At 69.1% G+C, this 23,482-nt stretch carries 28 protein-coding genes; 22 read left to right on the forward strand and 6 right to left on the reverse strand.

The window, feature by feature from the left end:
- Positions 1-596: 596 nt before the first annotated feature.
- Complete coding sequence (locus HS109_07015; protein MBE7522119.1) at positions 597-896, reverse strand: hypothetical protein; 300 nt, start codon at positions 894-896, stop codon at positions 597-599.
- The gene (locus HS109_07020) at positions 784-2,265 is read right to left on the reverse strand and encodes a DUF4277 domain-containing protein (GenBank protein ID MBE7522120.1); all 1,482 of its coding nucleotides are present in this window, start codon (positions 2,263-2,265) and stop codon (positions 784-786) included. The genes HS109_07015 and HS109_07020 overlap by 113 nt, the downstream gene beginning before the upstream one ends.
- A 25-nt stretch (positions 2,266-2,290) precedes the next feature.
- Here HS109_07020 and HS109_07025 point away from each other — a divergent pair, with 25 nt between their 5' ends.
- Positions 2,291-2,662, forward strand: coding sequence for a hypothetical protein (locus HS109_07025; protein MBE7522121.1), 372 nt, complete (start codon positions 2,291-2,293; stop codon positions 2,660-2,662).
- On the opposite strand, the gene HS109_07030 is transcribed toward HS109_07025, so the two are convergent.
- On the reverse strand, positions 2,631-3,140 hold the full coding sequence (locus tag HS109_07030; protein MBE7522122.1) for a hypothetical protein: 510 nt from the start codon (positions 3,138-3,140) through the stop codon (positions 2,631-2,633). The two genes, HS109_07025 and HS109_07030, sit on opposite strands and share 32 nt — an antisense overlap.
- 71 nt (positions 3,141-3,211) lie before the next feature.
- Between HS109_07030 and HS109_07035 the strand changes: the two genes are divergently transcribed.
- From HS109_07035 to HS109_07120, 18 genes are all read left to right on the forward strand, one after another.
- A complete protein-coding gene (locus HS109_07035; GenBank protein MBE7522123.1) occupies positions 3,212-3,568 on the forward strand; it encodes an IS66 family insertion sequence element accessory protein TnpB in 357 nt (118 codons plus the stop codon).
- Positions 3,568-3,927, forward strand: a complete 360-nt coding sequence (gene tnpB, locus HS109_07040; GenBank protein ID MBE7522124.1) for an IS66 family insertion sequence element accessory protein TnpB — start codon at positions 3,568-3,570, stop codon at positions 3,925-3,927. Before HS109_07035 ends, tnpB begins: the two co-directional genes overlap by 1 nt.
- Positions 3,928-3,957: 30 nt before the next feature.
- The gene (locus HS109_07045) at positions 3,958-5,592 is read left to right on the forward strand and encodes an IS66 family transposase (protein ID MBE7522125.1); all 1,635 of its coding nucleotides are present in this window, start codon (positions 3,958-3,960) and stop codon (positions 5,590-5,592) included.
- Positions 5,593-5,622: 30 nt separating this feature from the next.
- Positions 5,623-5,880 carry a hypothetical protein gene (locus tag HS109_07050; GenBank protein ID MBE7522126.1) on the forward strand — a complete coding sequence of 86 codons (258 nt, stop codon included), beginning with the start codon at positions 5,623-5,625 and terminating at the stop codon, positions 5,878-5,880.
- Positions 5,881-6,266: 386 nt separating this feature from the next.
- Positions 6,267-6,425, forward strand: a complete 159-nt coding sequence (locus tag HS109_07055) for a hypothetical protein (protein ID MBE7522127.1) — start codon at positions 6,267-6,269, stop codon at positions 6,423-6,425.
- On the forward strand, positions 6,371-6,718 hold the full coding sequence (locus HS109_07060) for an addiction module protein (protein MBE7522128.1): 348 nt from the start codon (positions 6,371-6,373) through the stop codon (positions 6,716-6,718). The genes HS109_07055 and HS109_07060 overlap by 55 nt, the downstream gene beginning before the upstream one ends.
- Positions 6,719-6,944: 226 nt before the next feature.
- On the forward strand, positions 6,945-7,697 hold the full coding sequence (locus tag HS109_07065; protein MBE7522129.1) for an amidohydrolase family protein: 753 nt from the start codon (positions 6,945-6,947) through the stop codon (positions 7,695-7,697).
- Positions 7,698-7,700: 3 nt separating this feature from the next.
- A complete protein-coding gene (locus tag HS109_07070) occupies positions 7,701-7,874 on the forward strand; it encodes an amidohydrolase family protein (protein MBE7522130.1) in 174 nt (57 codons plus the stop codon).
- A gap of 214 nt (positions 7,875-8,088) precedes the next feature.
- Positions 8,089-9,069: an MBL fold metallo-hydrolase gene (locus HS109_07075; GenBank protein ID MBE7522131.1), complete on the forward strand. Its 981-nt coding sequence runs from the start codon at positions 8,089-8,091 to the stop codon at positions 9,067-9,069.
- A 17-nt stretch (positions 9,070-9,086) separates the two neighbouring features.
- Positions 9,087-9,290, forward strand: coding sequence for a hypothetical protein (locus tag HS109_07080; GenBank protein ID MBE7522132.1), 204 nt, complete (start codon positions 9,087-9,089; stop codon positions 9,288-9,290).
- Between the two features lie 112 nt (positions 9,291-9,402).
- Positions 9,403-9,804 (forward strand): DUF302 domain-containing protein, encoded by a 402-nt coding sequence (locus HS109_07085; GenBank protein ID MBE7522133.1) that lies wholly within the window; start codon positions 9,403-9,405, stop codon positions 9,802-9,804.
- Between the two features lie 66 nt (positions 9,805-9,870).
- The gene (locus tag HS109_07090; GenBank protein ID MBE7522134.1) at positions 9,871-10,518 is read left to right on the forward strand and encodes a class I SAM-dependent methyltransferase; all 648 of its coding nucleotides are present in this window, start codon (positions 9,871-9,873) and stop codon (positions 10,516-10,518) included.
- 62 nt (positions 10,519-10,580) lie between these two features.
- A complete protein-coding gene (locus tag HS109_07095) occupies positions 10,581-11,006 on the forward strand; it encodes a hypothetical protein (GenBank protein ID MBE7522135.1) in 426 nt (141 codons plus the stop codon).
- 29 nt (positions 11,007-11,035) lie between these two features.
- The gene (locus tag HS109_07100; GenBank protein ID MBE7522136.1) at positions 11,036-11,455 is read left to right on the forward strand and encodes a hypothetical protein; all 420 of its coding nucleotides are present in this window, start codon (positions 11,036-11,038) and stop codon (positions 11,453-11,455) included.
- Positions 11,422-11,817: a hypothetical protein gene (locus tag HS109_07105; GenBank protein MBE7522137.1), complete on the forward strand. Its 396-nt coding sequence runs from the start codon at positions 11,422-11,424 to the stop codon at positions 11,815-11,817. Before HS109_07100 ends, HS109_07105 begins: the two co-directional genes overlap by 34 nt.
- Complete coding sequence (locus HS109_07110; GenBank protein MBE7522138.1) at positions 11,814-13,130, forward strand: diaminopropionate ammonia-lyase; 1,317 nt, start codon at positions 11,814-11,816, stop codon at positions 13,128-13,130. The genes HS109_07105 and HS109_07110 overlap by 4 nt, the downstream gene beginning before the upstream one ends.
- Positions 13,131-13,179: 49 nt before the next feature.
- Positions 13,180-13,665, forward strand: a complete 486-nt coding sequence (locus HS109_07115; GenBank protein ID MBE7522139.1) for a VOC family protein — start codon at positions 13,180-13,182, stop codon at positions 13,663-13,665.
- 129 nt (positions 13,666-13,794) lie between these two features.
- Positions 13,795-14,100: a DUF1330 domain-containing protein gene (locus tag HS109_07120; protein MBE7522140.1), complete on the forward strand. Its 306-nt coding sequence runs from the start codon at positions 13,795-13,797 to the stop codon at positions 14,098-14,100.
- Between the two features lie 69 nt (positions 14,101-14,169).
- Here HS109_07120 and HS109_07125 read toward each other — a convergent pair whose 3' ends face one another.
- The 3 genes from HS109_07125 to HS109_07135 all read right to left on the reverse strand — a co-directional run bounded on the left by HS109_07125 (position 14,170) and on the right by HS109_07135 (position 18,969).
- Positions 14,170-14,442, reverse strand: a complete 273-nt coding sequence (locus HS109_07125) for a hypothetical protein (GenBank protein ID MBE7522141.1) — start codon at positions 14,440-14,442, stop codon at positions 14,170-14,172.
- Between the two features lie 448 nt (positions 14,443-14,890).
- A complete protein-coding gene (locus HS109_07130) occupies positions 14,891-16,528 on the reverse strand; it encodes a peptide chain release factor 3 (GenBank protein ID MBE7522142.1) in 1,638 nt (545 codons plus the stop codon).
- A 143-nt stretch (positions 16,529-16,671) separates the two neighbouring features.
- Entirely contained in the window at positions 16,672-18,969 is a 2,298-nt protein-coding gene (locus HS109_07135; GenBank protein MBE7522143.1) for a S8 family peptidase, read from the reverse strand.
- 132 nt (positions 18,970-19,101) lie between these two features.
- Between HS109_07135 and dinB the strand changes: the two genes are divergently transcribed.
- The 3 genes from dinB to HS109_07150 all read left to right on the forward strand — a co-directional run bounded on the left by dinB (position 19,102) and on the right by HS109_07150 (position 23,396).
- The gene (dinB, locus tag HS109_07140) at positions 19,102-20,295 is read left to right on the forward strand and encodes a DNA polymerase IV (GenBank protein ID MBE7522144.1); all 1,194 of its coding nucleotides are present in this window, start codon (positions 19,102-19,104) and stop codon (positions 20,293-20,295) included.
- Positions 20,296-20,417: 122 nt separating this feature from the next.
- Complete coding sequence (locus HS109_07145) at positions 20,418-22,478, forward strand: NADPH-dependent 2,4-dienoyl-CoA reductase (GenBank protein ID MBE7522145.1); 2,061 nt, start codon at positions 20,418-20,420, stop codon at positions 22,476-22,478.
- Between the two features lie 705 nt (positions 22,479-23,183).
- Positions 23,184-23,396 carry a hypothetical protein gene (locus tag HS109_07150; protein ID MBE7522146.1) on the forward strand — a complete coding sequence of 71 codons (213 nt, stop codon included), beginning with the start codon at positions 23,184-23,186 and terminating at the stop codon, positions 23,394-23,396.
- Positions 23,397-23,482 lie beyond the last annotated feature (86 nt).

Genomic DNA, 23,482 nt, shown 5'->3' on the forward strand with positions numbered 1-23,482 from the left:
CAGCGTCGATCGACCATTCGATGTCGAAGCGCCGGCGGGTGATCTTGCGGTCGTGTGTCGAGGCAGGACGACCACGGCGGACCGCCGAGCTGTGCTCCTCGCGCGCACCACGCGTTTGACGCGAGGTAGCGGTGACCCGGTACGGCTCGAGGATCTGCGCGCCACGCGCTGATCGATCTCGGCAGCACTGCCGCCGCCGCGGTTGCGATCAGGCGCCGGTGCAACTGTTCGAGCGCTTCGCTGGCCGCGGCGAGCTGGCGGTCGCGTCGGGCACGCTGGTGCAGCGTGAGCAGCGTGCTCCACACCCAGGTGATCGGCCAGACCTCCATCGAGGGCAACGGTTGGCGGTAGACGTACCAGCAGTCCCGTGGTCCGTCACGGTGCCGAGTATTCGGCCGATCCCAGACTTGTTCCCAGGCCGGGTCATGGCTTACATTCCGCACATCGGCGGACGCAATTGGAGTGAATTTCCGGAGGCGAGGCCGGAAGGCTGGGGCGTCACGCGCAGACGCGGTAGGCGCACATCGGCGGCGGTGGGTGTCGCAATGCGGGAACTCCAGCAACGCGAGGGCGCACGAGTCGCGCTAACAGGTCGGTCACGCGCAGACGCGGTGGCGGTCGGCGTCAAAGGTCTGGACGGTTTGGCCGTCGCGCAACAGGCGGTGGCGTTGGGCGAGGCTGAACAGGCGCAGCACCTGCTCGGTGGTAGGCCGCCGACATTGACGCTGCTCCGGATACAGCGGTAGCTCGGCGATCACCTCGTGGCGCATCGCGCCGCGTAATTCACGCTCGATGAGCGCCGCACGAGCAGGGCCAGGAAGTACAGCGTGAACAGGGGCCTCGATGCGCCCTTCGTTCTTGAGGAAGATCGGGGCGATCTCGTGCACGGTCTTCACCTGCTCGAAACGCTTCTCGATGGTGGGCTGGCCCTGTGGGGCTCGAGCATGGGCGGGGTGAGGGAGGTCCGGTCGTTGCTGAGCAACGGATACATGCCATCGCTCTTCTGGTCGTAGGCCACGGCGGCGGCGTCGATCGACCATTCGATGTCGAAGCGCCGGCGGGTGATCTTGCGGTACGCGGTGTCAGGCCAGGGACGACCACGGCGGACCTGCTTGGCTGTGCTGCGCTCGCGCACCACGCGTTTGACCTTGAGGTGGCGGGTGACCCGGTACTGCTCGAGGATCTCGGCCACGCGCTGATCGATCTCGGCAGCACCCGCAGCCCCGCGCGCGGGTTGCGATCAGGCGCCGGTGCAACTGTTCGAGCGCTTCGCTGGCCGCGGCGAGCTGGCGGTCGCGTCGGGCACGCTGGTGCAGCGCCAGAGCAGCGTGCCACACCAGGTGATCGGCCAGACCTCCATCGAGGGCAACGGTTGGCGGTAGACGTACCAGCAGTCCCGTGGTCCGTCACGGTGCCGAGTATTCGGCCGATCCAGACTTGTTCCCAGGCCGGGTCATGGGTCTGGATCCACTGGCGAAAGCGTGCATCCTCCTGGCGGCTGCGCGTGGCATCACGGTAACGAAACGCCCGCCCGCGGCATCGATGTGACGCATGTCCTCGTAGGAGCACAGCAGGCGTTGGAATCGGCGACGTGGCAGGAAGTCGGCGGCCGGCCACCGCCCGCAATGCCTCCCAGGTCTGGACGTGGGTGACCGAGTCGCTGGTATTGCCGTCGGCGCAGCGAAACGACGCCGGAACCCCCTCGGCGGTGACGGTGAGGATGAACAGCAGCTGGCGCAAATCCGGGCGGTGGTCCTTGGAAAAGCCGAAGGCGATCGCCGGTGCGGTGCACCCGCGCAGCTCGCGGCCGGTCGCCGCCCGGTACTGGCCGCAGAAGGCGATCGAGGTCGAATCGTTGTGCAGCCGCTCGAAGGTCACCCCGAAGCGCTGCCCCACCGCGACCACCACCGCGGTGAGCAGGGCCGCCCGATCGGCATCGAAGAGCCGATCGAGCGAGCGCCCGATCCGGTCGTCGGTCAGCCGCGCCATCTGCGCCGCGTCGATGCCGAAGCATCCCGGTGCAAAGCCGTGCACGGTCTCCTGCTGGCGATAGACGGGCTCGCGCTCGACCAGGATCGAGCGCAGCAGCACGCCGAGTGCCTGCGCGTGGCTGACGGCACGGCGTCGATCGGCGGTGGGCACGAACTTCTCGAGCAGCGCCGGCAACCCCATGCGCTCGAGGAAGTGATTGACCAGGGGTAGCGGTCCCAGTCGCTCGCTGTTCAGGGCGAAGCGTTCGGGCGGGTAGGCTTGTGGTTTCTTCAACCTGACGATAGTATTATCGCCAGACATGACCAAGTCAAGCTCCCCATCCAAGCGATCCCTCGCCACCCAGGCCAGACGGTCGCGACAACGTATCGAGAAGATTCGCGCTGCCGTCGGCACGATCGACTACCTGTGCACCGGCACGCTCTACGAACATCTGAGCCGCTGCGGCAAGGCTGGCTGTCGCTGCGCCACCGACCTGGCAGCTCGCCACGGGCCGTACTACGACTGGGGGTACATGCAGGACGGCAAGCTCGTGCGTCGCCGCCTCTCGGCCGAGCAGGCCCGCCTCATGCGCCTGGCGATCGCCAACTACCGCAAGCTCAAGAAACTGCTACGCGAATGGGAGAGAGAATCCGCGCGACTCATCGAAGCCGAACAACCCCGCGATCACTGACTCCGACGTGCGATCGGGAAATTACCGAGAAATGCGTCTGCCGATGTGCGGAATGTAAGTCATGGGTCTGGATCCACTGGCGAAAGCGTGCATCCTCCTGGCGGCTGCGTGGCATCACGGTAACGAAACGCCCGCCCGCGGCATCGATGTGACGCATGTTCTCGTAGGAGCACAGCTTGGAATCGGCGACATACAGGAAGTCGGCACGGCCGGCCACCGCCCGCAATGCCTCCCAGGTCTGGACGTGGGTGACCGAGTCGCTGGTATTGCCGTCGGCGCAGCGAAACGACGCCGGAACCCCCTCGGCGGTGACGGTGAGGATGAACAGCAGCTGGCGCAAATCCGGGCGGTGGTCCTTGGAAAAGCCGAAGGCGATCGCCGGTGCGGTGCGCCCGCGCAGCTCGCGGCCGGTCGCCGCCCGGTACTGGCCGCAGAAGGCGATCGAGGTCGAGTCGTTGTGCAGTAAGCGCTCGCCCATCGGCGTTCTTCCCTGCCGCTGACTTGCCGTGAATACTCGATCCCGTTGGCAACCACGAACGGGGATCGGTGATGGGCGAAGGAACGAAGGCGGTATCGGTGGAGGTCAGAGGCAAGTCTTGGCAACGCCACGGCGAGCAGGCGTGGCGCACGATGATCGAGCGACAGCGGGCGAGCGGCATGAGCATCCTGGCCTTCTGCGAACGGGAGGGCGTGAGCCGCTCGAGCTTTGGACGTTGGCGAGCGCTGCTCGCGAAGGGCACGAGCGACGTGGTTGCGGAACGCACCGGCGCCGAACGTGCGGCGGTCGCGGCGCCGCGTAGTGGATTCGTCGACGCCGGAATGCTGCGCATGGGTGGCGTGTCCGAGCCCGTCGAGATGCGCCTGGAACTGGGAGGCGGAATCGTGGTGACGATCCGTCGTGGCTGATGTTCTTCCCCGAGGGCACGGTGCGCGTGCACGTCTACGGGCAGCCCGTGGATATGCGCAAATCGTTCGACGGACTGTACGCGCTGACCCGTCACGCGCTGGGGCTCGATCCACTGTCGGGCGCCCTGTTCGTGTTCATCAACCGGCGCGGTTCTCAGGTCAAGGTGCTGTACTGGGACCGCAGTGGATTTTGCATCTGGGGCAAGCGTCTGGAGCGTGGTTGCTTCGTGTCGGACTGGTCGCAGATGAAGAGTTGCGAGATCGACTGGACGCAGTTCAAGCTGATGCTCGAAGGCTTCGTTGTAACGCGACAACGACTGCGCTACAACGTGGCGAAAATCACGCACGAGGCTGCATGAATACACGGTCTTACCGCTATCATCGTAGTCATGTCGACACCGACCGCGCTGCACGCCGCCACCCTCGACGAGGTGGCGCACTGGTCGGCGCAGGAAGTGCTCGGTCAAGTGCGCGGCCTACTCGACACGCTGCGCAGCAGCGAAGAGCGCAACGCCCGGTTGCAGCGCGACGTGGAGTCGCTCAAGCACCAGCTCGAGTGGTTTCGCCGGCAGATCTTCGGCAGCACCAGCGAGCGGCGCATCGTGCCACCCGACGCCTTGCAACTGCACCTGGGCGAGCTGCTGGCGGTGCCCGAGCCAGCACCGGTGCCACCGACCCAGTCGGTACCCGCGCATACGCGACGAGTGCCACGGAGCGACTTGGCCGCCACCGGCCACGACGAGTCGAGCCTGTTCTTCGACGAGTCCCGGGTGCCGGTGCGGGTGATCGAGGTGCCCAACGCCGAAGCGCAGGGGTTGCGCCCCGAGCAGTACGAGGTGATCGGGCAGAAGGTATCGCACCGCCTCGCGCAGCAGCCCGGCAGCTACGTGGTGCTCAAATACGTGCGGCCGGTGATCAAGCGCCGCGACACGCAGGCGCTGTCGTGCCCGCCGGCACCGGCGGGGGTGATCGAGGGCAGCCGTGCCGACGTGAGCCTGCTCGCCGGCCTGCTGATCGACAAGATGCAGTGGCACCTGCCGCTGCACCGGCAGCACCAGCGCATGGTGCAGGCCGGGATTCAGGTCAGCCGCGGCTGGCTCACCGAGATCACGGCGCAGGCGGTCGGGCTGCTCGAGCCGATCTACGACGCACAGCTCGAATCGATCCGCGGCTCGCGGGTGAAGGCGATCGACGAGACGCCGATCAAGGCGGGGCGCTCGGCGCCGGGCAAGATGAAGGCCTGCTACTTCTGGCCGGTGTACGGCGAGCTCGACGAGGTGTGCTTTCCGTTCTTCGCGACCCGCGCGCACGCGAGTGTCGAGGCGATCCTGGGCTTGCAGCCGCGCCGCGATGCGGTGCTGCTGAGCGAAGGCTACGGCGCCTACGCGGCCTACGCCGAGAAGACCGGTATCGCCCACGCGCAGTGCTGGGCCCATTGCCGGCGCGAGTTCTTCAAGGCGCAGGCGGTGGAGCCCGAACTCGCCGGCCAAGCACTCGCCCGGATCGGCCGGATCTACGCGATCGAGGAAGACATCCGCGTCCGCAAGCTCGCGGACGCCAACAAGCACCTGCATCGACTGACGCACTCGAAGTTGGAGGTGGAGGCCTTCTTCGAGTGGGTCCGCCAGCGGCTCGAGGACCAGGCGCTGTTGCCGACCAGCCGGTTCGTGCAGGCGCTGGGCTACGCGCACGCGCGCCGACACGCGCTGTCGCTGTTCCTCGGCGATCCGGAGTTGCCGGTCGACACCAACCACCTCGAACGCAGCCTGCGTCCCATCCCGCTCGGTCGGAAAAACTGGATGTTCAGCTGGACCGAACTCGGTGCCCGGCAGATCGGCATCGTGCAGAGCTTGCTCGTGACCTGCCAGTTGCACGACATCAACGCCTACGATTACCTGGTCGATGTCTTGCAGCGCGTCGACCGTCATCCCGCGACCGAGGTCGAGCAACTCACGCCGCGGCTGTGGAAGCAGCACTTCGCCCACCAACGGCTGCGTTCCGAGATCGAGCGCCTCGCGCTCTGACAAGTACGCCGCTCGGCGAGCGGTTACGTTGTGCAGCCGCTCGAAGGTCACCCCGAAGCGCTGCCCCACTGCGACCACCACCGCGGTGAGCAGGGCTCCACGGTCGGCGTCGAAGAGCCGATCGAGCGCGCGCCCAATGCGGTCGTCGGTCAGCCGCACCATCTGCGCCGCGTCGATGCCGAAGCACCCCGGCGCAAAGCCGTGCACGGTCTCCTGCTGGCGGTAGACGGGCTCGCGCTCGACCAGGATCGAGCGCAGCAGCACGCCGAGTGCCTGCCGCGTGGCTGACGGCACGGCGTCGATCGGCGGTGGGCACGAACTTCCTCGAGCGGCGCCGGCAACCCCATGCGCTCGAGCAGTGATTGACCGGGGTAGCGGTCCCAGTCGCTCGCTGTTCAGGGCGAAGCGTTCGGGCGGGTAGACTTGTGGTTTCTTCAACCTGACGATAGTATTATCGCCAGCCATGACCAAGTCAAGCCCCCATCCAAGCGATCCCTCGCCACCCAGGCCAGACGGTCGCGGCAACGCATCGAGAAGATTCGCGCTGCCGTCGGCACGATCGACTACCTGTGCACCGGCACGCTCTACGAACATCTGAGCCGCTGCGGCAAGGCTGGCTGTCGCTGCGCCACCGACCTGGCAGCTCGCCACGGGCCGTACTACGACGGGGGTACATGCAGGACGGCAAGCTCGTGCGTCGCCGCCTCTCGGCCGAGCAGGCCCGCCTCATGCGCCTGGCGATCGCCAACTACCGCAAGCTCAAGAAACTGCTACGCGAATGGGAGAGAGAATCCGCGCGACTCATCGAAGCCGAACAACCTCGCGATCACTGACTCCGACGTGCGATCGGGAAATTACCGAGAAATGCGTCTGCCGATGTGCGGAATGTAAGGCTGAACTGAAGCGCAAAGCCGCTCAGCTTAACGAGAACGAGCGAGCTGAGCTCGCGCTCGCCCTCATTGAGTCACTCGATGGGGAAGCGGACGTGGGGGTCGAGGAAGCGTGGCAAATTGAGGTTTCCAACGCGATTTCCCGGATTGCCGCTTGGTTCTGTCCAGCGGCCTCTTCGTGTTCGAGAACATTGTGCGAAAGGCTGGAGCGATCGTCGGACCGGATGGCTCAGTGATCGCGCGTGGCGAAAGCGTGATGGAACTCGCTGACGACGGGCGAATCCATCGCGTAGCCCCCTTGGGGAGATGGAGCTTCCATCGCTCCCCGACGATTGGCCGGAGCACCTCGCGGTTCCGGCGGCGACTCGCGCGCCCGATGCGGCCCAACCCATCGCGCGGCGACGAAACGCGAACACGCGGCGTTCTTCGACCGTGTTGCCGTACGGTGACCGGGAGGCTCCCATGCGAGAGTTGATACCGCTGGCAGCGCTGCTGCTGACGCTGTTGGTCGCATCGCCGGTGGCCGAGGCCGAACCGGCGGCCCGCAGCAGGTCGCCCATCATCGACGTGCATCTGCACGCGTTCGATCTGCCCGACGGAGAAGAGCCGCCACCCAATCCGGTCACCGGGCGACCGTCCGCCTCCCGCACGAAGGCGGAGCTTCGCGACGCGTCGCTCTCCGCGCTCGCTCGTTACAACATCGTCAAGGCCGTGACCAGCGGGCCGGCCGCGACGGTGGCCCAGTGGCAGGCCGCCGCTCCGGAGCGCATCCTCGTCGGAGCGTTCGTAGACGAGTCCCATCCTCTTCCCGATCTGTCCGAACTCCGCGCGAAGATCCGCTCGGGGCAGGTGCACGTCCTCGGGGAACTCTCGCTCCAGTACCGAGGCATGGCGCTCAATGACCCTCGGCTGGAACCGTACTACGCCCTCGCGGAGGAACTCGACATTCCCGTCGGAGTGCACACCGGCATAGGTCCTCCCGGGACGCCGTACCTGCCCTGCTTCCCGCAGTTCCGGGTGACGCTGGGCAATCCGGTCCTGATCGAGGAAGTGCTGGTCCGTCACCCGAGGCTTCGGCTGTACCTGATGCACGGTGGCGCGCCCTACGTGCAGGAGACGAAGGCCATCATGTCGGTCTATCCGCAGGTCTACGGGGATCTCTCGGTCATCAACTGGGTTCTGCCCCGGGAGGAGTTCCACGCCTACCTGAGGTAGATGATGCGCGCCGGATTCGGCAAGCGCCTGCTCTTCGGGTCCGACCAGATGTACTGGCCGGAGGCCATCGGCATGGCGGTGGAAGCAATCGAATCGGCCCCATTCCTGACACAAGACGAGAAGCGCGACATTCTCTACAACAACGCGGTTCGTTTCCTCAGGATCAAGGACCGCTGAGATTCCGCGGGTCGCGCCCCGCGACGCCGTGCGGGAGGCCGATGACCCCGAACTTCGATCCGCCGCCGGACACGTAGTCGTCGAGCCCGCGCCGAGCCAGGCAGGCCCAATCGGGCGCGCGACCGGATCGTGGTCCATGCGATGATCCGCGAACCGGGCGCGGCTGCGTACGCGATGCCGGGCGTCATCGGTCGGGGGAGAAGTGGAGCAGGCGATGTCAAAGTTCCTGGCGGTCGACCGGCTGGAGGTGCTGGTCCTCGTCGACAACGTCACCGACAGCCTGTCGACCGGTACGGGCGTGGTGACAACGGAGTGGGCCGGGCTCTCGGCCGCGGGCCGTCTCCCGGTGCTGTCGGGATCGTGCACCTGCTGCGCCCATCACGGCCTCTCGCTGCTGATCACCGCGCGCGTCGGAAGCGCCGCGCACACGGTGCTGTTCGACACGGGTCCGGAGGCCGCGACCTTTCTGCGCAACGCCGAGATCCTGGGCGTCGACTTCGCGGCGATCGATGCCGTGGTGCTCTCCCACGGGCACTGGGACCACGGCGGCGGCCTCGTGGCGGCGATCGAGCGCATGTCGCGGGCGCGGCGCCGTCAGGACGTCGAATGCTTCGTGCACCCCGGCATGTTCGCCGAGCGCGCGCTGCAGCGGCCGAACGGCGAACTGCTCAGGTTCGAGTCCGTGCCGGATGCTACCGATCTCGCGAAGGCGGGCGCCCGCGTCGTGAACACCCGCGAGCCGCAATCGATCGCGGATGGCGCGTTCTACCTCAGCGGAGAGATCCCGCGCGTCACGACGTACGAGACCGGCCTCCCGGGCCACGTTCGCCGGCGCGACGACGGCCGGTCCTGGGAGCCGGACCCGCTGATCCTGGACGAGCGGTTCGTTTCCGTGCACGTGAAGGGCAAGGGGCAGGTCGTCTTCTCGGCGTGCTCCCACGCCGGAATCGTGAACGTCCTCGAGCACGCCCGTTCCGTGTTCCCGTCGGTGCCTCTCTACGGGGTCATGGGGGGATTCCACCTCTCCGGCGCGACCGAGAGGATCATCCCGGAAACCGTCGCCGATCTTCAGCGGTTCGGCCTCAGGTTGCTCGCTCCGGGCCATTGCACCGGATGGCGGGCGGTGAACGCGATGGCCAGGGCCTTCGGCGACGAACTCGTGCCGTCGGCGGTCGGCAAACGGTACGTCGTCTGAGAACCGGGGAACCGCCCATGCCGATCGTCACCGTCACCGTACGCAAGCCGAAGTCCGCCGAGTTCAAGACTCAGGTGCTCTCGGCGGTTCACGAGGCGCTCGTCGGCATCGTCGAGCGCCATTCGGCGAAGGACTTCGATCCGGAGAACGTGATGGTCGTCTTTCAGGACGTCGCGTGGGAGAACGGGTCTCCGGCGGGGGGGCGCGTTCCCCATGCGTAGCATCGTCCTTCCACGCTGTCGCGCATTCGCCGCAGCGCGGGCGATCCGCGGGAATCGGCAGTCGTCCCGAACCGCCGTCGCGCGACCACGGACATCAGGAGGCACCGATCCCATGCCGGCATCGCACATCGTCAGACTCGAGAGCCCGCACTCCTTCGCCGACACCGTGCGGCGCCTGCTCGCTGCACTCGACGCGAAGAACATCAAGGTCTTCGCGACCATCGACCAGCAGGCGGAAGCCCGCGCGGTCGGGCTCGCGATGCCGCCGACCACTCTGGTGATGTTCGGCAATCCCCGGGCGGGTACGCCGCTCATGCTCGCCAATCCGCAGGCCGGCGTCGATCTGCCGCTCAAGGTCCTCGTGTGCGAGTCCGCGCCCGGGCAGGTGGCCGTCTACTTCACGTCCGCGGCGGCGCTCATCCGGCGTCACGGGCTCCCTCCCGAACTCGAGGCGAACCTGGTGGCCGCCGAGCGCGTGGTCGAGGCGGCGCTCGGCGGAGGCGCGGGCGCCTGATGCTGCGTCCGGGCGGAGCATCCGTTCCACGCCCGGAGGCGAACTCCGACGACCGGCGGCCCGGCGATGGACCCGGAGGTCTACGACCGGTGGTACGAGACGCCGCGCGGCCGATGGATCGGAACGCGCGAGAGCGCGCTCGTGCTCGCCGAACTCGCGCCTCGGCCCGGTGAATCGTTGCTCGACGTGGGATGCGGCACCGGCTACTTCACGCGCGCCCTGGCGTCCGCGACCACCGGGACGGTCACCGGCGCCGACGTCGATCCGCGGCGGGTCGACTACGCGCGTCGCCGCCGAGACGCCGATCTCAGCTACGAGGTCGCCGATGCACGCGCGTTGCCGCACCCGAACCGGAGCTTCGATCTCGTCGTGGCGATCACGGCGCTGTGCTTCGTCGACGACGAGCGTCGCGCGCTGTGCGAGATGCTGCGCGTGGCGCGGCGCCGGGTCGCCGTCGGACTCCTGAACCGTCACAGCCTCCTCGGGTGGCAGAGAGCGAGGGACGGCGGCCGGGGCGGTTATCGGGGAGCGCGCTGGCACACGGTCCGCGAGGCCGCTCGCTTGTTCGACGGCCTGCCGGCGCAGCAGGTGCGCGTTCGCACCGCGATTCATCTTCCGGGCGGCGGGCGGTTCGCCCGGTTCGTCGAAAGGATCTGGCCGGGGTCGTTCCACACCGGCGCGTTCATCCTCGTCGTCGCCGACGTCGCGAGGTAGCCCGCTCCGTTATCGACCCGGTTCGAGTCGGGGACGGCGGGGGAGGCCGCCGCTTCGCGCCCATGACCCGATTCGGCCCACCGAGCCCCGCGCTGGGCCTCCTCCTGTTCGCGCTCTTCCGTCTGGGCGCCGGCGTACTCGCCACGCACTTCATCGTGCTGGATTTCCGGGGCGCGCCCGACGACCGCGTCGCGGCGGCGCTCTACGCGTCGCTCACCTTCGTCTGCGGCGTCGGCGGCTGCCTCCTGCTCGTCGACGTCGTGTTCGCCTCGTGCGCGCACGCGCACTTCGCCGGCACTGGGCCGGCGTGCGGACACGGCCTCATCCGGCCCGGGCATCTGGCCGCTTGCTCGCGCCGTCGGCCGGTCGCCCACCCACGCGTATCGTATGCTCGTCGAATGCCCCGCGACGGCCGGATGGATCGCGCCGACCCGGCGCACTTCGACCTCGTTCGCGCGATCGCCGCCCGGTCGACCGCCCGGCCATGACGAGATTTGCGGCGTTCATCGTTTGTGCCATGCTCGCGTCCATCGCGCATGGCGGTGACCTGGCGCCGGTCCGCCATGCTTACGTCCTCCTCGCGGAAGGTTCATCGACGGACTGCGAGAGCTGCTACGTCCCGCTGTTGCTCACGCGCGACCGCATCGCGCCGGGCGTCGGCCAGCGCGGGTACCTCGTCGTTACCTACCGCAGGGATTCGGTGTGGGAGATCGGCGATGAGCCGGTCCGACTTCGGGAGATCGACGAAGGCCGGAGGACGGTGCGTATCGGCGAGGTCCGCTACCGGTACGTGGAGATTCACGCCAGCGAAGCCAGGCGATTGCTGCAGCAGCCCGAGGGCGGCCTTCCGGTTCATCGGCCGGGCGCACCGGTGAAGGAGCATCAGAAAGGCTTGGTCGATCGATGGATTCGGGAACTCGAAGCCGCCGCGCGATAGGCCGCGTGCCTCCGTCCCCTATCCTCCCGCTCGTGCCGCAGTTTCTCTATCGGCTCCACCCCATGCGTCTCGCGATGCTGAGCGAGGGACCGACCGTGCGCGAGTCCGCGGTCCTGGCAGACCATCTCGCCTATCTGACTCGCCTGGCCGAAGAGGGAACCCTCCTCATGGCGGGGCGCACGCTCACCCGCGACGAGCGAACCTTCGGCATCGCGGTGCTCGTGGCCCCGTCCGAAACCCACGCCCGGGCGGTCATGGAGAACGACCCCGCGGTCATCCACGGCGTCATGCGGGCGGAGCTCTTTCCCTATCGCATCGCGCTGTGGTCCCGGAGCGGACCGGCGCAGGAAGGCGGCCCTTGATCGCCTCGCTCGTCGCGAACCGGCACCGCGGAGCGCGTGCGGCAGCCTCGGCGCCCATGTTGTCGCTGCTCGCGCCCGATGCGGTGCGCCAGGTGCGGGCATTCCATCGATCGGTCGAAGGCTACGCGCCCACGCCGCTTCTGCGCCTGCGCAACCTCGCTTCCCGGTTGGGTGTCAAATCGATCTACGTCAAGGATGAGAGCTTCCGCTTCGGTCTCAACGCATTCAAGGTGCTGGGCGGCAGCTACGCCATCGCTTCGACCCTGGCAGGCAGGCTCGGCGTGGACATCTCGCGGATGCCCTACGAACGGCTCATCTCCAACGAGGTGCGTCAGCGACTCGGCGACGTGACGTTCGTCACCGCCACCGACGGCAACCATGGCCGCGGCGTGGCATGGACCGCACACAAGCTGCGACAGAAGTGCGTGGTGCACATGCCCAGGGGCGCCGCCATCGAGCGTTTGGAGAACATCCGGGCGTTGGGGGCGAACGCGGACATCGTCGACATGAACTACGACGACGCCGTGCGCCTGTCGAGCCGGGAGGCCGACGAGCACGGCTGGATCCTGGTGCAGGACACCGCCTGGCCCGGATACGAGGACATCCCGCGCGCCATCATCCAGGGCTACACGACGCTGCTCGCGGAGACGGTCGAGCAACTGGAGGCCGAGCACGGCGGCGAGCGGCCGACGCACGTGTTCGTGCAGGCGGGCGTCGGATCCCTCGCGACGGCCGTCGCCGGGTACCTCGCCAACGTCTACGGCTCGTCGAGCGAAGGCGGGCCGGCGATCGTCGTGGTCGAGCCCGGGAACGCCGCGTGCATCTTCGAGACCCTGCGCGCCGAGGACGGCGCGATCCGCGTCGTGAAGGGCGACCTCGACACCATCATGGCCGGTTTGGCGTGCGGCGAGCCGGTCACCGTGGGCATCGACCTCCTGGCGAACTGCGTGGACTTCGTCGTGAGCTTGCCCGACTACGTCGCGGCGCAGGGCATGCGGGTGCTCTCCAACCCCAGCCGTGCCCGCGACGGCGATCCGGCGGCGCCGCCTCGCGGTCCCGCGGACCGCAACGCCGACTCGCGCATCATCTCCGGCGAGTCCGGGGCCGCTCCGCTGGGATTCGCCCATGAGGTGCTCACGCGCCCCGAACTCGCCGACGCGAAGCGCGAGCTGCGCATCGACCGCGAGTCCGTCCTGTACTTCATCTCGACCGAAGGCGACACCGATCGTGCCGGATTCGAAGCGATCGTCTACGATGGAGCGCATGCGCATCCGGCCGCGCGCCAGCGGGCGGCGACGGGCAGCGCGATCTAGTCGCGCGACGACTCGCCATCTGCACGGCATGTCACGGGGGGGAGGCGACATGAACGCGCCGGCGAAGAACACGATCTGCCTGTGGTACGACCGCGACGCCGAGAGCGCCGCGCGCTTCTACGCCGAGACCTTCCCCGACTCGTTCGTCGGCGCGGTCCATCGCGCGCCGGGCGACTTCCCATCCGGGAAGAAGGGGGATGTCTTGACCGTCGAGTTCACCGTGATGGGCATTCCCTGCCTCGGGCTCAATGGCGGGCCGGCGTTTCGGCACAACGAAGCGTTCTCCTTCCAGGTCGCCACCACGGACCAGGCCGAGACCGACCGCTACTGGAACGCGATCGTCGGCAACGGCGGACAGGAGAGCGACTGCGGCTGGTGCAAGGACAGGTGGGGGGTGTCGTGGCAGATCACGCCGATCGCCCTGATAGAGGCCTACACGAATCCCGATCGCGCCGTTGCCAGGCGCGCGTTCGATGCGATGATGACGATGAAGAAGATCGACGTCGCCGCGATCGAGGCGGCCGTTCGCGGCTGAGTTGGGCGGGGAAGGCGGAAGGGCGCCCGATCGCGTCGTCGCGGTTGCACCCGGCGCTGCGCTGTCCACGCGTTCACTGTCGTCGCATGAACGGCACGCCGCCGGCCGGTCCATTGGAGGAGGAGCAGCATGGCAAAGGGCTACTGGATCGTCCGCGTCGACATCGCGGATCCCGAACGCTACAAGCAATACATCGCCGCGAACGCGAAACCGCTGGCCCGGTACGGCGCGCGCTTTCTCGTCAGGGGCGGCGCGTTCGAGAGCGTCGAAGGCTCGGCCCGCTCGCGCAACGCCGTCATCGAATTTCCGAGCTACCGGGCCGCGCTGGACTGCTGGCGCTCGCCCGAGTATCAGCAGGCGATGAGCCTGCGCGTGCCGGTCTCGACGGCGGACCTCGTCATCATCGAAGGGTACGACGGTCCGCAGCCCGCGTGAGGCGAGGCCTCGGGGGCACGCCATGCCAACGTCGGCAAGCCGCACTCTGCCGATGCGCGACGGCGCGGTCTATCGCCCCATGCGCTGATGGTAGGCCGCGGTAACGCGCTGGATGAGTCCCGGGTCGCTGTTGTTCGCCCGCCGCGACGTGAACTCGACGCGCACCGAGCCGTCCGCCTGCTGGCTGACCCGGGCGACGATGTCCGCGTCGGGGCGGCTGCCGACGGCGGTGCCCGTCGCGCGGTCCTGGCTCGTGATCGCGAGGCCGCTGTCCTGCAACGCTCCGATCGCGGCCGCCCACGAGCGGTCGAAGCTCGCGGGCACGCTGTAGCCGGCATCCACCGGGTAGGGCGCGACGACGCAACCGGCGGGTGCGAGTACCGCGAGCGACAGCGCGAGCACGAGAGGCAGGCGACTTCCCGATGCAAGACGGAAACGGAGCATGACGAAACCTCGACGAGGGCGCGCGCGGCGCAATGGCGCAATGATCGATCCGGGGCGCGCGCAAGTAAAGTGCAGTCGCCCGACATGCGAACGGGCCGGAATCCCGGCCGTTGCCGGAGTGCCGCGCGCTCGTCGCCGGGCACGCGGGTCGTCTCGCCGACCAGCATCGCCCGCGCAGTCGAACTGGAAGCGGCCCTTGCAGGTCGTCATGCTGGTGACGATGCCGGACAGCATGCCGGTGCGCGTTGCGATGTCGTTCGACGGATCGAGTCACGCCCACACGCGGGAATCGAGCACGCGCTTCAGCGCGTCGACGAGTGCGGTCGCGTCCATGGTGCGGCCTCCGTCAGCCGTGCGACACCTGTCGGCCGTGCTCCCGCGTCGCGTGGAAGCCGACGCGCGGGAAGTGCTCCATCGTCACCTGAAGATTGTACTTCGACGTCGCGAGGAACACCGGGTTGCCGTCGACGTCGGTCGCGAGCGACGCCGCGTTGCGCCGCTCGAAGTCTCGCCGCGCGCCTTCGTCGGGGAAGGTGAGCCAGCGGGCGGTCGCGATGCCGGGCGTCTCGTAGAGCGCGTCGACCTTGTACTCGGTCGCGAGCCGGTGCGCGACGATCTCGAACTGGAGCGGCCCGACCGCACCCAGCAGGATCGAGTAACCGGATTCCGGCGTGAACACCTGGATCGCGCCTTCCTCGCCCAGCTCCTGCAGTCCCTTCGCGAGCTGCTTGGTCTTCAGCGGGTCGCGCGAGCGGGCGGCGCGGAAGAGCTCCGGCGCGAAGTACGGGATGCCGGTGAACGCGAGCGCCTCGCCCGACTCGCTCAGCGTGTCGCCGATCTGGAGCGCTCCGTGGTTGTGAATGCCGATGATGTCACCGGCGACCGCGTCCTCGGAGGCGACGCGCTCGTTCGCCATGAACGTGAGCGCGTTGCCGATCTTCATCTCGCGTTCCGCACGCAGGTGCCGCACCTTCATTCCCGGGGCGTAGCGCCCGGAGCAGACGCGGAAGAACGCGATGCGGTCGCGGTGCCGTGGGTCCATGTTCGCCTGGATCTTGAACACGAAGCCGGTGAACGGCGTCTCGGTCGGCGCGACGCTGCGCACGCCGGCGTCCCGCGGCTGCGGAGGCGGCGCCCAGTCGACCAGCGCCTGCAGGATCTCGCGCACGCCGAAGTTGTTGATGCCCGAGCCGAAGAATACCGGGCTCTGCCTGCCCCCGAGGAACGCGGGGAGCGAGAACGGCTCGCTGGCGCTGCGCAGCAGGTCGACGTCGTGGCGCAGCGCGGCCACGTCGTCGGGCGCGAGCGCGTCGAGGCGGGGGTTGTCGAGGCCCTCGATCGTCTCGGTCTCGTCCGAGATCCGCTCCTCGCCGGGCGCGAAGCGCAGCAGCCGGTCGCTGCGCAGATCGAAGACGCCCTTGAAGCCGCGGCCCATGCCGAGCGGCCAGGTGACCGGCGCGCAATGGATCGACAGCACCGATTCGATCTCTTCGAGCAGCTCGAGCGGCGAGCGCACCTCGCGGTCCATCTTGTTGACGAAGGTGATGATCGGCGTGTCGCGCAAGCGGCAGACCTCGAGCAGCTTGATCGTCTGCGCCTCGACGCCCTTGGCGGCGTCGATCACCATCACCGCGGCGTCGACCGCGGTCAGCACCCGGTAGGTGTCCTCGGAGAAGTCCTCGTGGCCCGGCGTGTCGAGCAGGTTGATCACGTGGCCGGCGTACTCGAACTGCATCACCGAGCTCGTCACCGAGATGCCGCGCTGCTTCTCGACTTCCATCCAGTCGGAAGTCGCGTGACGCGCGCTCTTGCGCGCCTTCACCGTGCCGGCGAGCTGGATCGCGCCGCCGAACAGCAGCAGCTTCTCGGTGAGCGTCGTCTTGCCGGCGTCGGGGTGCGAAATGATCGCGAACGTGCGCCGGCGCGCGACGTCGCGGGCGAGCTTGGGATCGGGGACGTGCGGAGCGGGAGCGGGGGAGGCCATGCGTGTCGCGCGGGCGCCAGGCCGGCGTCCGCGGGGTTGCGATTATACGGGGGATGCTCGCCCGCCCCGAGGAACGACACGCGTCGCGGGGCGAGATCCATGTCCGGGCCTGCGGGCCTTGCGCAGGCGCGACTGCCGGCGAATTACGGCAGCGCGCACATCGTGATTCCCTCGTCGATCGACCCCTGCGCGACCATCTGCGCGCGGACCGCGGGATCGGTCGTGTAGCGATGGTTGGTGTCGAGGCGATGGTTCCACAGCCGCCACACCGGCACGCGCGACGGCGGGCAGGTGCCGTTCACCGGAACGTCGATGACGAACGCGCTGCCGGTCTCGTAGATGAAGCCGCGGTACCAGTCGTAGACGGGGTTCGCGGGATTGGTCGCCGCGTCGTAGATCGCGTCGCATTCGTCCGCGCGCGCGGAATAGAAGTGCGAATTGCCCTTCGCGGGCGGAATGTAGAAGCGGCACACGCCCGAGAGTCCCGACTGGGCGCCGGCGTAGGCGTAGAACCCGCGGCCGGTTCGCGCCCAGCCGGGGATCGCGCCCGAATCGAGCGCCCACACGTCCGGCTGCGACTCCGCCGCGATGAAGTAGTGGTCGAGCGCGGCGCTGTAGAACTCGATCACGCGCACTTTCGCCACCGCCAGCATCCGGATCGATTCCAGCACCGCGTAGTACGCGTTGACGATGCCGGCGCCGCAGTCGCCGTCCGTCCGGCAGGCGGAGTTCGGCGAGAAGTTCATCGACGTGTCCGCCATGATGCCTTTCATCTGGGCGGGCGTGAGCGACGGGTTGACCGCGAGCATCAGCGAGGCGACGCCCGACACGTGCGGCGCGGCCATGCTGGTGCCGTGGTACCAGGCGAACCCGTAGTCGCCGGACGCGGCTTCCGTGCTGGTGTCGACCGTCGACAGGATGTCCTCGGTCTCGTCGTCGTAGCGGTTCTTGTCGCCGCCCGGCGCCGCGATGTCGGCGTAGACGCTGTAGTTCGAGTAGCTGGCGCGCAGTCCGCGCGAGTCGGTCGCGACGACGGTGCTGACGCCGTAGCAGCTCGCCGGCGTGTAGAGATCGGCGTCGTCGTTCTCGTTGCCCGCGGACACGGCGATGAAAGCCCCGCGCGCGAGCGTGGCGTCGATCAGCGCCTGCCGCTGCGGCGAACACTCGCCCTTGCCGCCGAGACTCATGTTGATCACGCGCGCGGGCGACGGATTGTCCGGCACGCCGGGAATCGAGCCGCCGGCGGCCCAGAACATGCCCTCGTTGATGTCGACCGTCGAGCCGCCGCAGGGCCCGAGGACGCGTACCGCGATGAGCCCCGACACGTGGTTGATGCCGGCCGTCCCGTAGCCGTTGTTCGCACTCGCGCCGATGGTGCCGGCGACGTGCGAACCGTGCCAACTGCTGTCTTCCGGCGCCTCGCCGTCGCCGCACTCGTCCTGGAGCGACCAGTCGCCCGGATCGGTCGGATCGGGATCGCGTGCGCCGCCGTCGCGCACCGGATCGTCGTCGCTCACGAAGTCGTAGCCGCCGACCCAGCGGCCGGCGAGATCCGGGTGCATCGTGCCGCCGGTGTCGACGATCGCGATGCGGATCGACGGCGAGCCGACGGTGATCGCCCAGGCCTGCGCGGCGTCGATGCCGTACCAGTCGCCGTTCACCGGATCGTCGAGATCCCACTGGTAGCCCAACTGGTAGTAGGGGTCGTTCGGATGGAAGGCCGCCTGCGGGCGTTCGCGGAACACGGGCTCGGCGCGAAGGACGCCCGGAGCGGCCTCGAGCGCCTCGGCGATCGCGCGGGCGCGCGCGCCATCGACCGGCCGCTCGATCTCGACGACCCACGCGCCGTCAGCGGTCGCGCGGACGACGCGCATCGGGAGGCCGGCAGCTTCCGTCAGCATCCGGTCGTGGTCGGCGGAGAGCTTCCCGTTCTCGGAGGCGAGCTTCGCGCTCGCGGGGTCGGAGAACTTCACCACGAACCGGCGGACGCGCTGGCCGTCGTTCTGCGACTTCATGCGCGACTTCGCTTCCGGACTCAGGCGCGAGGCGCGCTCGACGTCGGCCCGCAGCACCTCGGGGAGCCGCGAAAGCGCGGCGGCGACGGCGCGCGCTTCCGCGGGCGTCGCGGGCTCGGCGAGCACCAGCACCTGGTCGCCGCTGCGGGTCGGGGCGTCGACCGTGAACGCCCGGCCCGCGGCGGCGCGCAGTTCCTCGAGCATTCGGCCGGACACGCGCTCGCCCTGCGGCGGATGCAGCGAGGGCTGCAGGCGCACGACGATGCGCGTGACCGCAGGCGCCGCCTTCGCCGCGGATGCCGTGGCGTGGGCGTCCGGAGGCGCGGCGAGGGCGGGCGCGGTGAAGAACGTCGCGCCGGCGGCGAGGGTGAAGCAGGCGGCGATGCGAACGGCGCGATGCGCCGACGGTGCGCGAGCACGCGGCATGGCATGGACTCCCCTGGTCCGTGGCTTCGCCCCGGGAGATCGCTCGCCGGGGCTTCGGCGAGCATAGTCCAACGCGGATCCGGCGGGTATCCCGTTCGGCGCCCCGGGCTGCGGGATAATCGGACCGCACCGATGTCCGGCCCGCGACTCATCGCGCATCTCGACATGGACGCGTTCTACGCGTCGGTCGAACTCTTGCGCTATCCGGACCTGGCCGGGCTGCCGGTGGTGATCGGCGGCGGACGCGCGTCGGTGCCGCAGGAGAGCGTCGATCCGGCGACCGGAGTCGTGTCGCGGCGCTACCAGCGGCTCGCGGGCTATGCGGGACGCGGCGTGATCACGACGGCGACCTACGCGGCCCGCAAGCTCGGCGTCGGTTCCGCGATGGGATTGATGAAGGCGGCGAAGCTCGCGCCCGACGCGATCCTGCTGCCGGCGGACTTCGACGCGTACCGGGCGGCTTCGCGTGCGTTCAAGGCGGCGGTGCGGGCGATCGCGCCGGTCATCGAGGACCGGGGCATCGACGAGATCTACCTCGACCTCTCCGGGGTGCGCCTGCCGGAGCACGAAGGCGAACCGGAGGACGACGCCGACGCATGGTGGCGCGCGCGCGACGTCGCCCGCGCGCTCAAGGACGCGGTGCGCGCGGCCACCTCGCTCACCTGCTCGGTCGCGGTCGCGCCGAACAAGCTCGTCGCGAAGATCGCTTCCGACCTCGACAAGCCGGACGGGCTCACCGTCGTGCGCGAAGCGGACATACCGGCGGTGATCTGGCCGCTGCCGGCGAAGCGCATCAACGGGATCGGGCCGAAGGCGGCGTCGCGCCTGGAGCGGCTCGGCATCGCCACGATCGGCGAACTCGCCTACGCCGATCGCGGGAAGCTCGAGTCGGTGTTCGGCGCGGGCTATGCGCGCTGGATGATCGACGCGGCGAACGGCCGCGACGACCGCCCGGTGGTGACCGAGAGCGAACCGCGCTCGATCTCGCGCGAGACGACCTTCGAGCGCGACCTGTCGGTGAAGCGCGACCGCGCCGAGCTCACGCGCGTGTTCACCTGGCTGTGCGAGCACGTCGCGGGCGACCTCGTCCGCAAGGGCTACGCGACGCGCACGATCGGCGTGAAGCTCCGCTTCGACGACTTCTCGACGGTCACGCGCGACCAGACGATCGAGGCGCCGACCCAGGACGCGCGCGCGATCCGGCGGGCGGCCGGCGAATGCCTGAAGCGGGTCCCACTGGGGCGGCGGATCCGGCTGATCGGCGTGCGTGCGGGGTCGCTCGAAGCGTTCCGTCGAGGAAGCGAGGATCCTCGATCGATCGCGTGAACTCCCGAGCCTTCGCGCGCCGGTCGCCGGTCCGGTGATGCGCCGGTGGCCGGCGCACTTCATCGCTCGGCCACATGCGCCTACGATCGATCGGGGCCGCACCAGGCGGCTACACTATGAGCATGACCTCCTATCCGCACCTGCTCGCCCCGCTCGACCTGGGTTTCACGACGCTCCCCAACCGGGTGCTCATGGGCTCGATGCACACCGGCCTCGAGGAGGAACGCGGCGGGTTCGCGCGGCTGGCGCGCTTCTACGCGGAGCGCGCGCGCGGCGGCGCGGCGCTGATCGTCACCGGCGGCATCGCGCCCAATCTCGCGGGACGGATCGCGCCCAACGCCTCGCAACTGTCCTATCCGTGGCAGGTCGCGCGACACCGCGCGATCACGTCGGCCGTGCACGAGGCCGGCGGCAGGATCGCGATGCAGATCCTGCACGGAGGTCGCTACGCCTACCACCCGCTCGCGGTCGCGCCGTCGGCGATCCGCTCGCCGATCACTCCGTTCAAGCCCCGGGCCCTGTCCGAAGCCGGCATCCGCAGGACGATCGGGGACTTCGCGCGCTGCGCGGAACTCGCTCGTCGCGCGGGCTACGACGGCGTCGAGGTGATGGGATCCGAGGGCTACCTGATCAACCAGTTCGTCGCCGCGCGGACCAACCACCGTGACGACGGATGGGGCGGCAGCTACGCGAACCGGATGCGCTTCGCGGTCGAGACCGTGCGCGCGACGCGCGCGGCCGTGGGGCGCGATTTCATCGTCATCTTCCGCCTCTCGATGCTCGACCTGGTCGAGGGCGGCAGCACCTGGGACGAGGTCGTGACGCTGGCGCAGGCGATCGAGGACGCCGGCGCGACGATCATCAACACCGGCATCGGCTGGCACGAAGCGCGCGTGCCCACGATCGCGACGATGGTGCCGCGCGCGGCCTTCACCTGGGTGACGCGCCGGATGAAAGGGCAGGTGCGCATTCCGCTGATCACGACCAACCGCATCAACGATCCGGCGGTCGCCGAGGCGGTGCTCGCGCGCGGCGACGCCGACATGGTGTCGATGGCGCGTCCGTTCCTCGCCGACGCGGCGTTCGTGAGAAAGGCCGCGGAAGGGCGCGCGGACGAGATCAACACCTGCATCGCGTGCAACCAGGCCTGCCTCGATCACATCTTCGAGCGCAAGACCGCGAGCTGCCTCGTCAACCCGGCCGCGTGCCGAGAAGCGGAATTCGCCGTGGTGCGCGCTGCCGCGAAGAAGCGCGTCGCAGTCGTCGGCGCCGGTCCCGCAGGACTCGCCTGCGCGACGACCGCCGCCGAGCGCGGACACGCGGTCACGCTCTTCGACGCCGCCGCCGAGATCGGCGGACAGTTCAATCTCGCGAAGCGCATCCCCGGCAAGGAGGAGTTCGAGGAGACGCTGCGCTACTACGCCGCGCGTCTCGATCGGCTGGGCGTCGACCTCCGGCTCGGGAAGGCGGCAGATGTCGCCGACCTCGCGGACTACGACGCCGTGGTACTCGCGTCGGGCGTCGTGCCGCGCGCGCCGGGCTTCGAGGGCATCGGGCACCCGAAGGTCGCCGGCTACGCCGACGTGGTCGCCGGGCGCCGCGTGGCGGGGAAGCGCGTGGCGATCGTCGGGGCCGGAGGCATCGGATTCGACGTCGCCGAGTTGCTCACCCACCCGGGAGCGGTGCTTCCTCCCGGCGCCGTGCCGACGGCGCCGAGCGCCGTCGGCAGCGATGCGGACGTGCTCGACCAATTCCGCGACCAGTGGGGCATCGACGGCGCCTACGCGCATGGCGGCGGCGTGACGTCGCCGTCGCCCGAAGCCTCGCCGCGCCAGGTGTGGCTGTTGCAGCGGAAATCCTCGAGAGTGGGCGAGGGGCTCGCGAAGACGACCGGCTGGATCCGCCGGACGTTGCTCAAGCAGCGGGGGGTGACGATGGCAGGCGGCGTCGAGTACGTGAAGGTCGACGACGCGGGACTGCATGTCGTCATCGACGGCACGCCGCGCGTGCTCGACGTCGACACGATCGTGATCTGCGCGGGGCAGGAGCCGCGGCGCGAACTCGTCGCGCCGCTCGAGGCCGCCGGAGTGAAGCCGATCCTCATCGGCGGGGCCGACGTCGCGGCGGAACTCGACGCGAAGCGCGCGATCGAGCAGGGCACGCGGGTGGCGATGGGCTTGTAACGCCACGCGGCGGCCGGCGAGACCGTGGGTCAGGCTTGAGCCTGACGGGGTTCGCCGAGTCTCGGCGAGAAGCGTCCGACTGAAGTCGGACCTACGAGGACTGCGAGATGTCGCGGGTTCCGGTAGGTCAGGCTTGAGCCTGACGCCTTTCGCTTCAATCCGGCGCTTCACGGGCGGTGTTGCGTTTTCGCCACGCGCCGCGTGTCGCGATCGCGAAATTGCTGGAGTCGTCGCGGGGCCCTCGTTAGAATTCGATCCTCGCTCGCACGAGCGCCACCGCACGACGACGCAACCATGACCCCGACGATGAACCTTCCCGTTGCCCTCCAGGCGCACTGCGCCCGGATCGGCATGGGCATGCGCATCGGCGGCAGCATCGTCCTGCGGTAGTTCCCCGGCCCACGCGGTCCGCCGGGGCGCCGGCGGCATCGACGAAGGGCCAGTCGTTTCCCATCTTCGTCCGTGTTCCGCCGCGCGTGCGGCCGTTCGACTTCGCTCGCCCGCGCGAGCATGACGAGGAGGATTCCATGCCCATGACGACTTCCGACCTGCACTCTTGCGACCGGCCGACGGAGCCGGGAACGATGCGCTGACCCGCGCATCGTCTCCTCCGACCGGGCCCGGTCGCCGCAAGGCGCCGGGCCCGGTCGTTTCCGGGCGTCCGACGCGATGGCTTTCATCATCACGACATGCGAGGCACCCAGAATGGCACGACGAAACGAAACCCCGGAACGGCCGCACGGCCGCGCGGACCTCGAGTACGCCGGCAGCGGCAAGGCGGGCGCCTGGTTTCGCGGGCGCGACGGACTGGACGTCAGGCTCGCGGCGCCCGAGCGGGAGCTTTCCGTCCAGCGCGAGCGGCTGTCGGTGCTGGGCTTCGCGCTCGCGTTCCTCGCGAGCGGCGAGCGGCCGCGATGAACGCGGGCCGGGCCGGTCATCGGGGGAAATCGCCTCGGGATCGGTCCGCCGCGGGAACCACGCGCTCGATCGGGAGGTCGATCCCG

This window comes from Burkholderiales bacterium (assembly GCA_015075645.1).
Classification (GTDB): domain Bacteria; phylum Pseudomonadota; class Gammaproteobacteria; order Burkholderiales; family Casimicrobiaceae; genus VBCG01.

Bases quoted from the DNA above. Each gene is read 5' to 3' on its own strand.
- HS109_07025 (MBE7522121.1), top strand. From the start codon at position 2,291: ATGACCAAGTCAAGCTCCCCATCCAAGCGATCCCTCGCCACCCAGGCC.
- HS109_07030 (MBE7522122.1), bottom strand. From the start codon at position 3,140: ATGGGCGAGCGCTTACTGCACAACGACTCGACCTCGATCGCCTTCTGC.
- HS109_07035 (MBE7522123.1), top strand. From the start codon at position 3,212: ATGGGCGAAGGAACGAAGGCGGTATCGGTGGAGGTCAGAGGCAAGTCT.
- tnpB (MBE7522124.1), top strand. From the start codon at position 3,568: ATGTTCTTCCCCGAGGGCACGGTGCGCGTGCACGTCTACGGGCAGCCC.
- HS109_07045 (MBE7522125.1), top strand. From the start codon at position 3,958: ATGTCGACACCGACCGCGCTGCACGCCGCCACCCTCGACGAGGTGGCG.
- HS109_07055 (MBE7522127.1), top strand. From the start codon at position 6,267: ATGCAGGACGGCAAGCTCGTGCGTCGCCGCCTCTCGGCCGAGCAGGCC.
- HS109_07060 (MBE7522128.1), top strand. From the start codon at position 6,371: ATGGGAGAGAGAATCCGCGCGACTCATCGAAGCCGAACAACCTCGCGA.
- HS109_07065 (MBE7522129.1), top strand. From the start codon at position 6,945: ATGCGAGAGTTGATACCGCTGGCAGCGCTGCTGCTGACGCTGTTGGTC.
- HS109_07070 (MBE7522130.1), top strand. From the start codon at position 7,701: ATGCGCGCCGGATTCGGCAAGCGCCTGCTCTTCGGGTCCGACCAGATG.
- HS109_07075 (MBE7522131.1), top strand. From the start codon at position 8,089: ATGTCAAAGTTCCTGGCGGTCGACCGGCTGGAGGTGCTGGTCCTCGTC.
- HS109_07080 (MBE7522132.1), top strand. From the start codon at position 9,087: ATGCCGATCGTCACCGTCACCGTACGCAAGCCGAAGTCCGCCGAGTTC.
- HS109_07085 (MBE7522133.1), top strand. From the start codon at position 9,403: ATGCCGGCATCGCACATCGTCAGACTCGAGAGCCCGCACTCCTTCGCC.
- HS109_07090 (MBE7522134.1), top strand. From the start codon at position 9,871: ATGGACCCGGAGGTCTACGACCGGTGGTACGAGACGCCGCGCGGCCGA.
- HS109_07095 (MBE7522135.1), top strand. From the start codon at position 10,581: ATGACCCGATTCGGCCCACCGAGCCCCGCGCTGGGCCTCCTCCTGTTC.
- HS109_07100 (MBE7522136.1), top strand. From the start codon at position 11,036: ATGCTCGCGTCCATCGCGCATGGCGGTGACCTGGCGCCGGTCCGCCAT.
- HS109_07105 (MBE7522137.1), top strand. From the start codon at position 11,422: ATGGATTCGGGAACTCGAAGCCGCCGCGCGATAGGCCGCGTGCCTCCG.
- HS109_07115 (MBE7522139.1), top strand. From the start codon at position 13,180: ATGAACGCGCCGGCGAAGAACACGATCTGCCTGTGGTACGACCGCGAC.
- HS109_07120 (MBE7522140.1), top strand. From the start codon at position 13,795: ATGGCAAAGGGCTACTGGATCGTCCGCGTCGACATCGCGGATCCCGAA.
- HS109_07130 (MBE7522142.1), bottom strand. From the start codon at position 16,528: ATGGCCTCCCCCGCTCCCGCTCCGCACGTCCCCGATCCCAAGCTCGCC.
- HS109_07135 (MBE7522143.1), bottom strand. From the start codon at position 18,969: ATGCCGCGTGCTCGCGCACCGTCGGCGCATCGCGCCGTTCGCATCGCC.
- dinB (MBE7522144.1), top strand. From the start codon at position 19,102: ATGTCCGGCCCGCGACTCATCGCGCATCTCGACATGGACGCGTTCTAC.
- HS109_07145 (MBE7522145.1), top strand. From the start codon at position 20,418: ATGACCTCCTATCCGCACCTGCTCGCCCCGCTCGACCTGGGTTTCACG.
- HS109_07150 (MBE7522146.1), top strand. From the start codon at position 23,184: ATGGCACGACGAAACGAAACCCCGGAACGGCCGCACGGCCGCGCGGAC.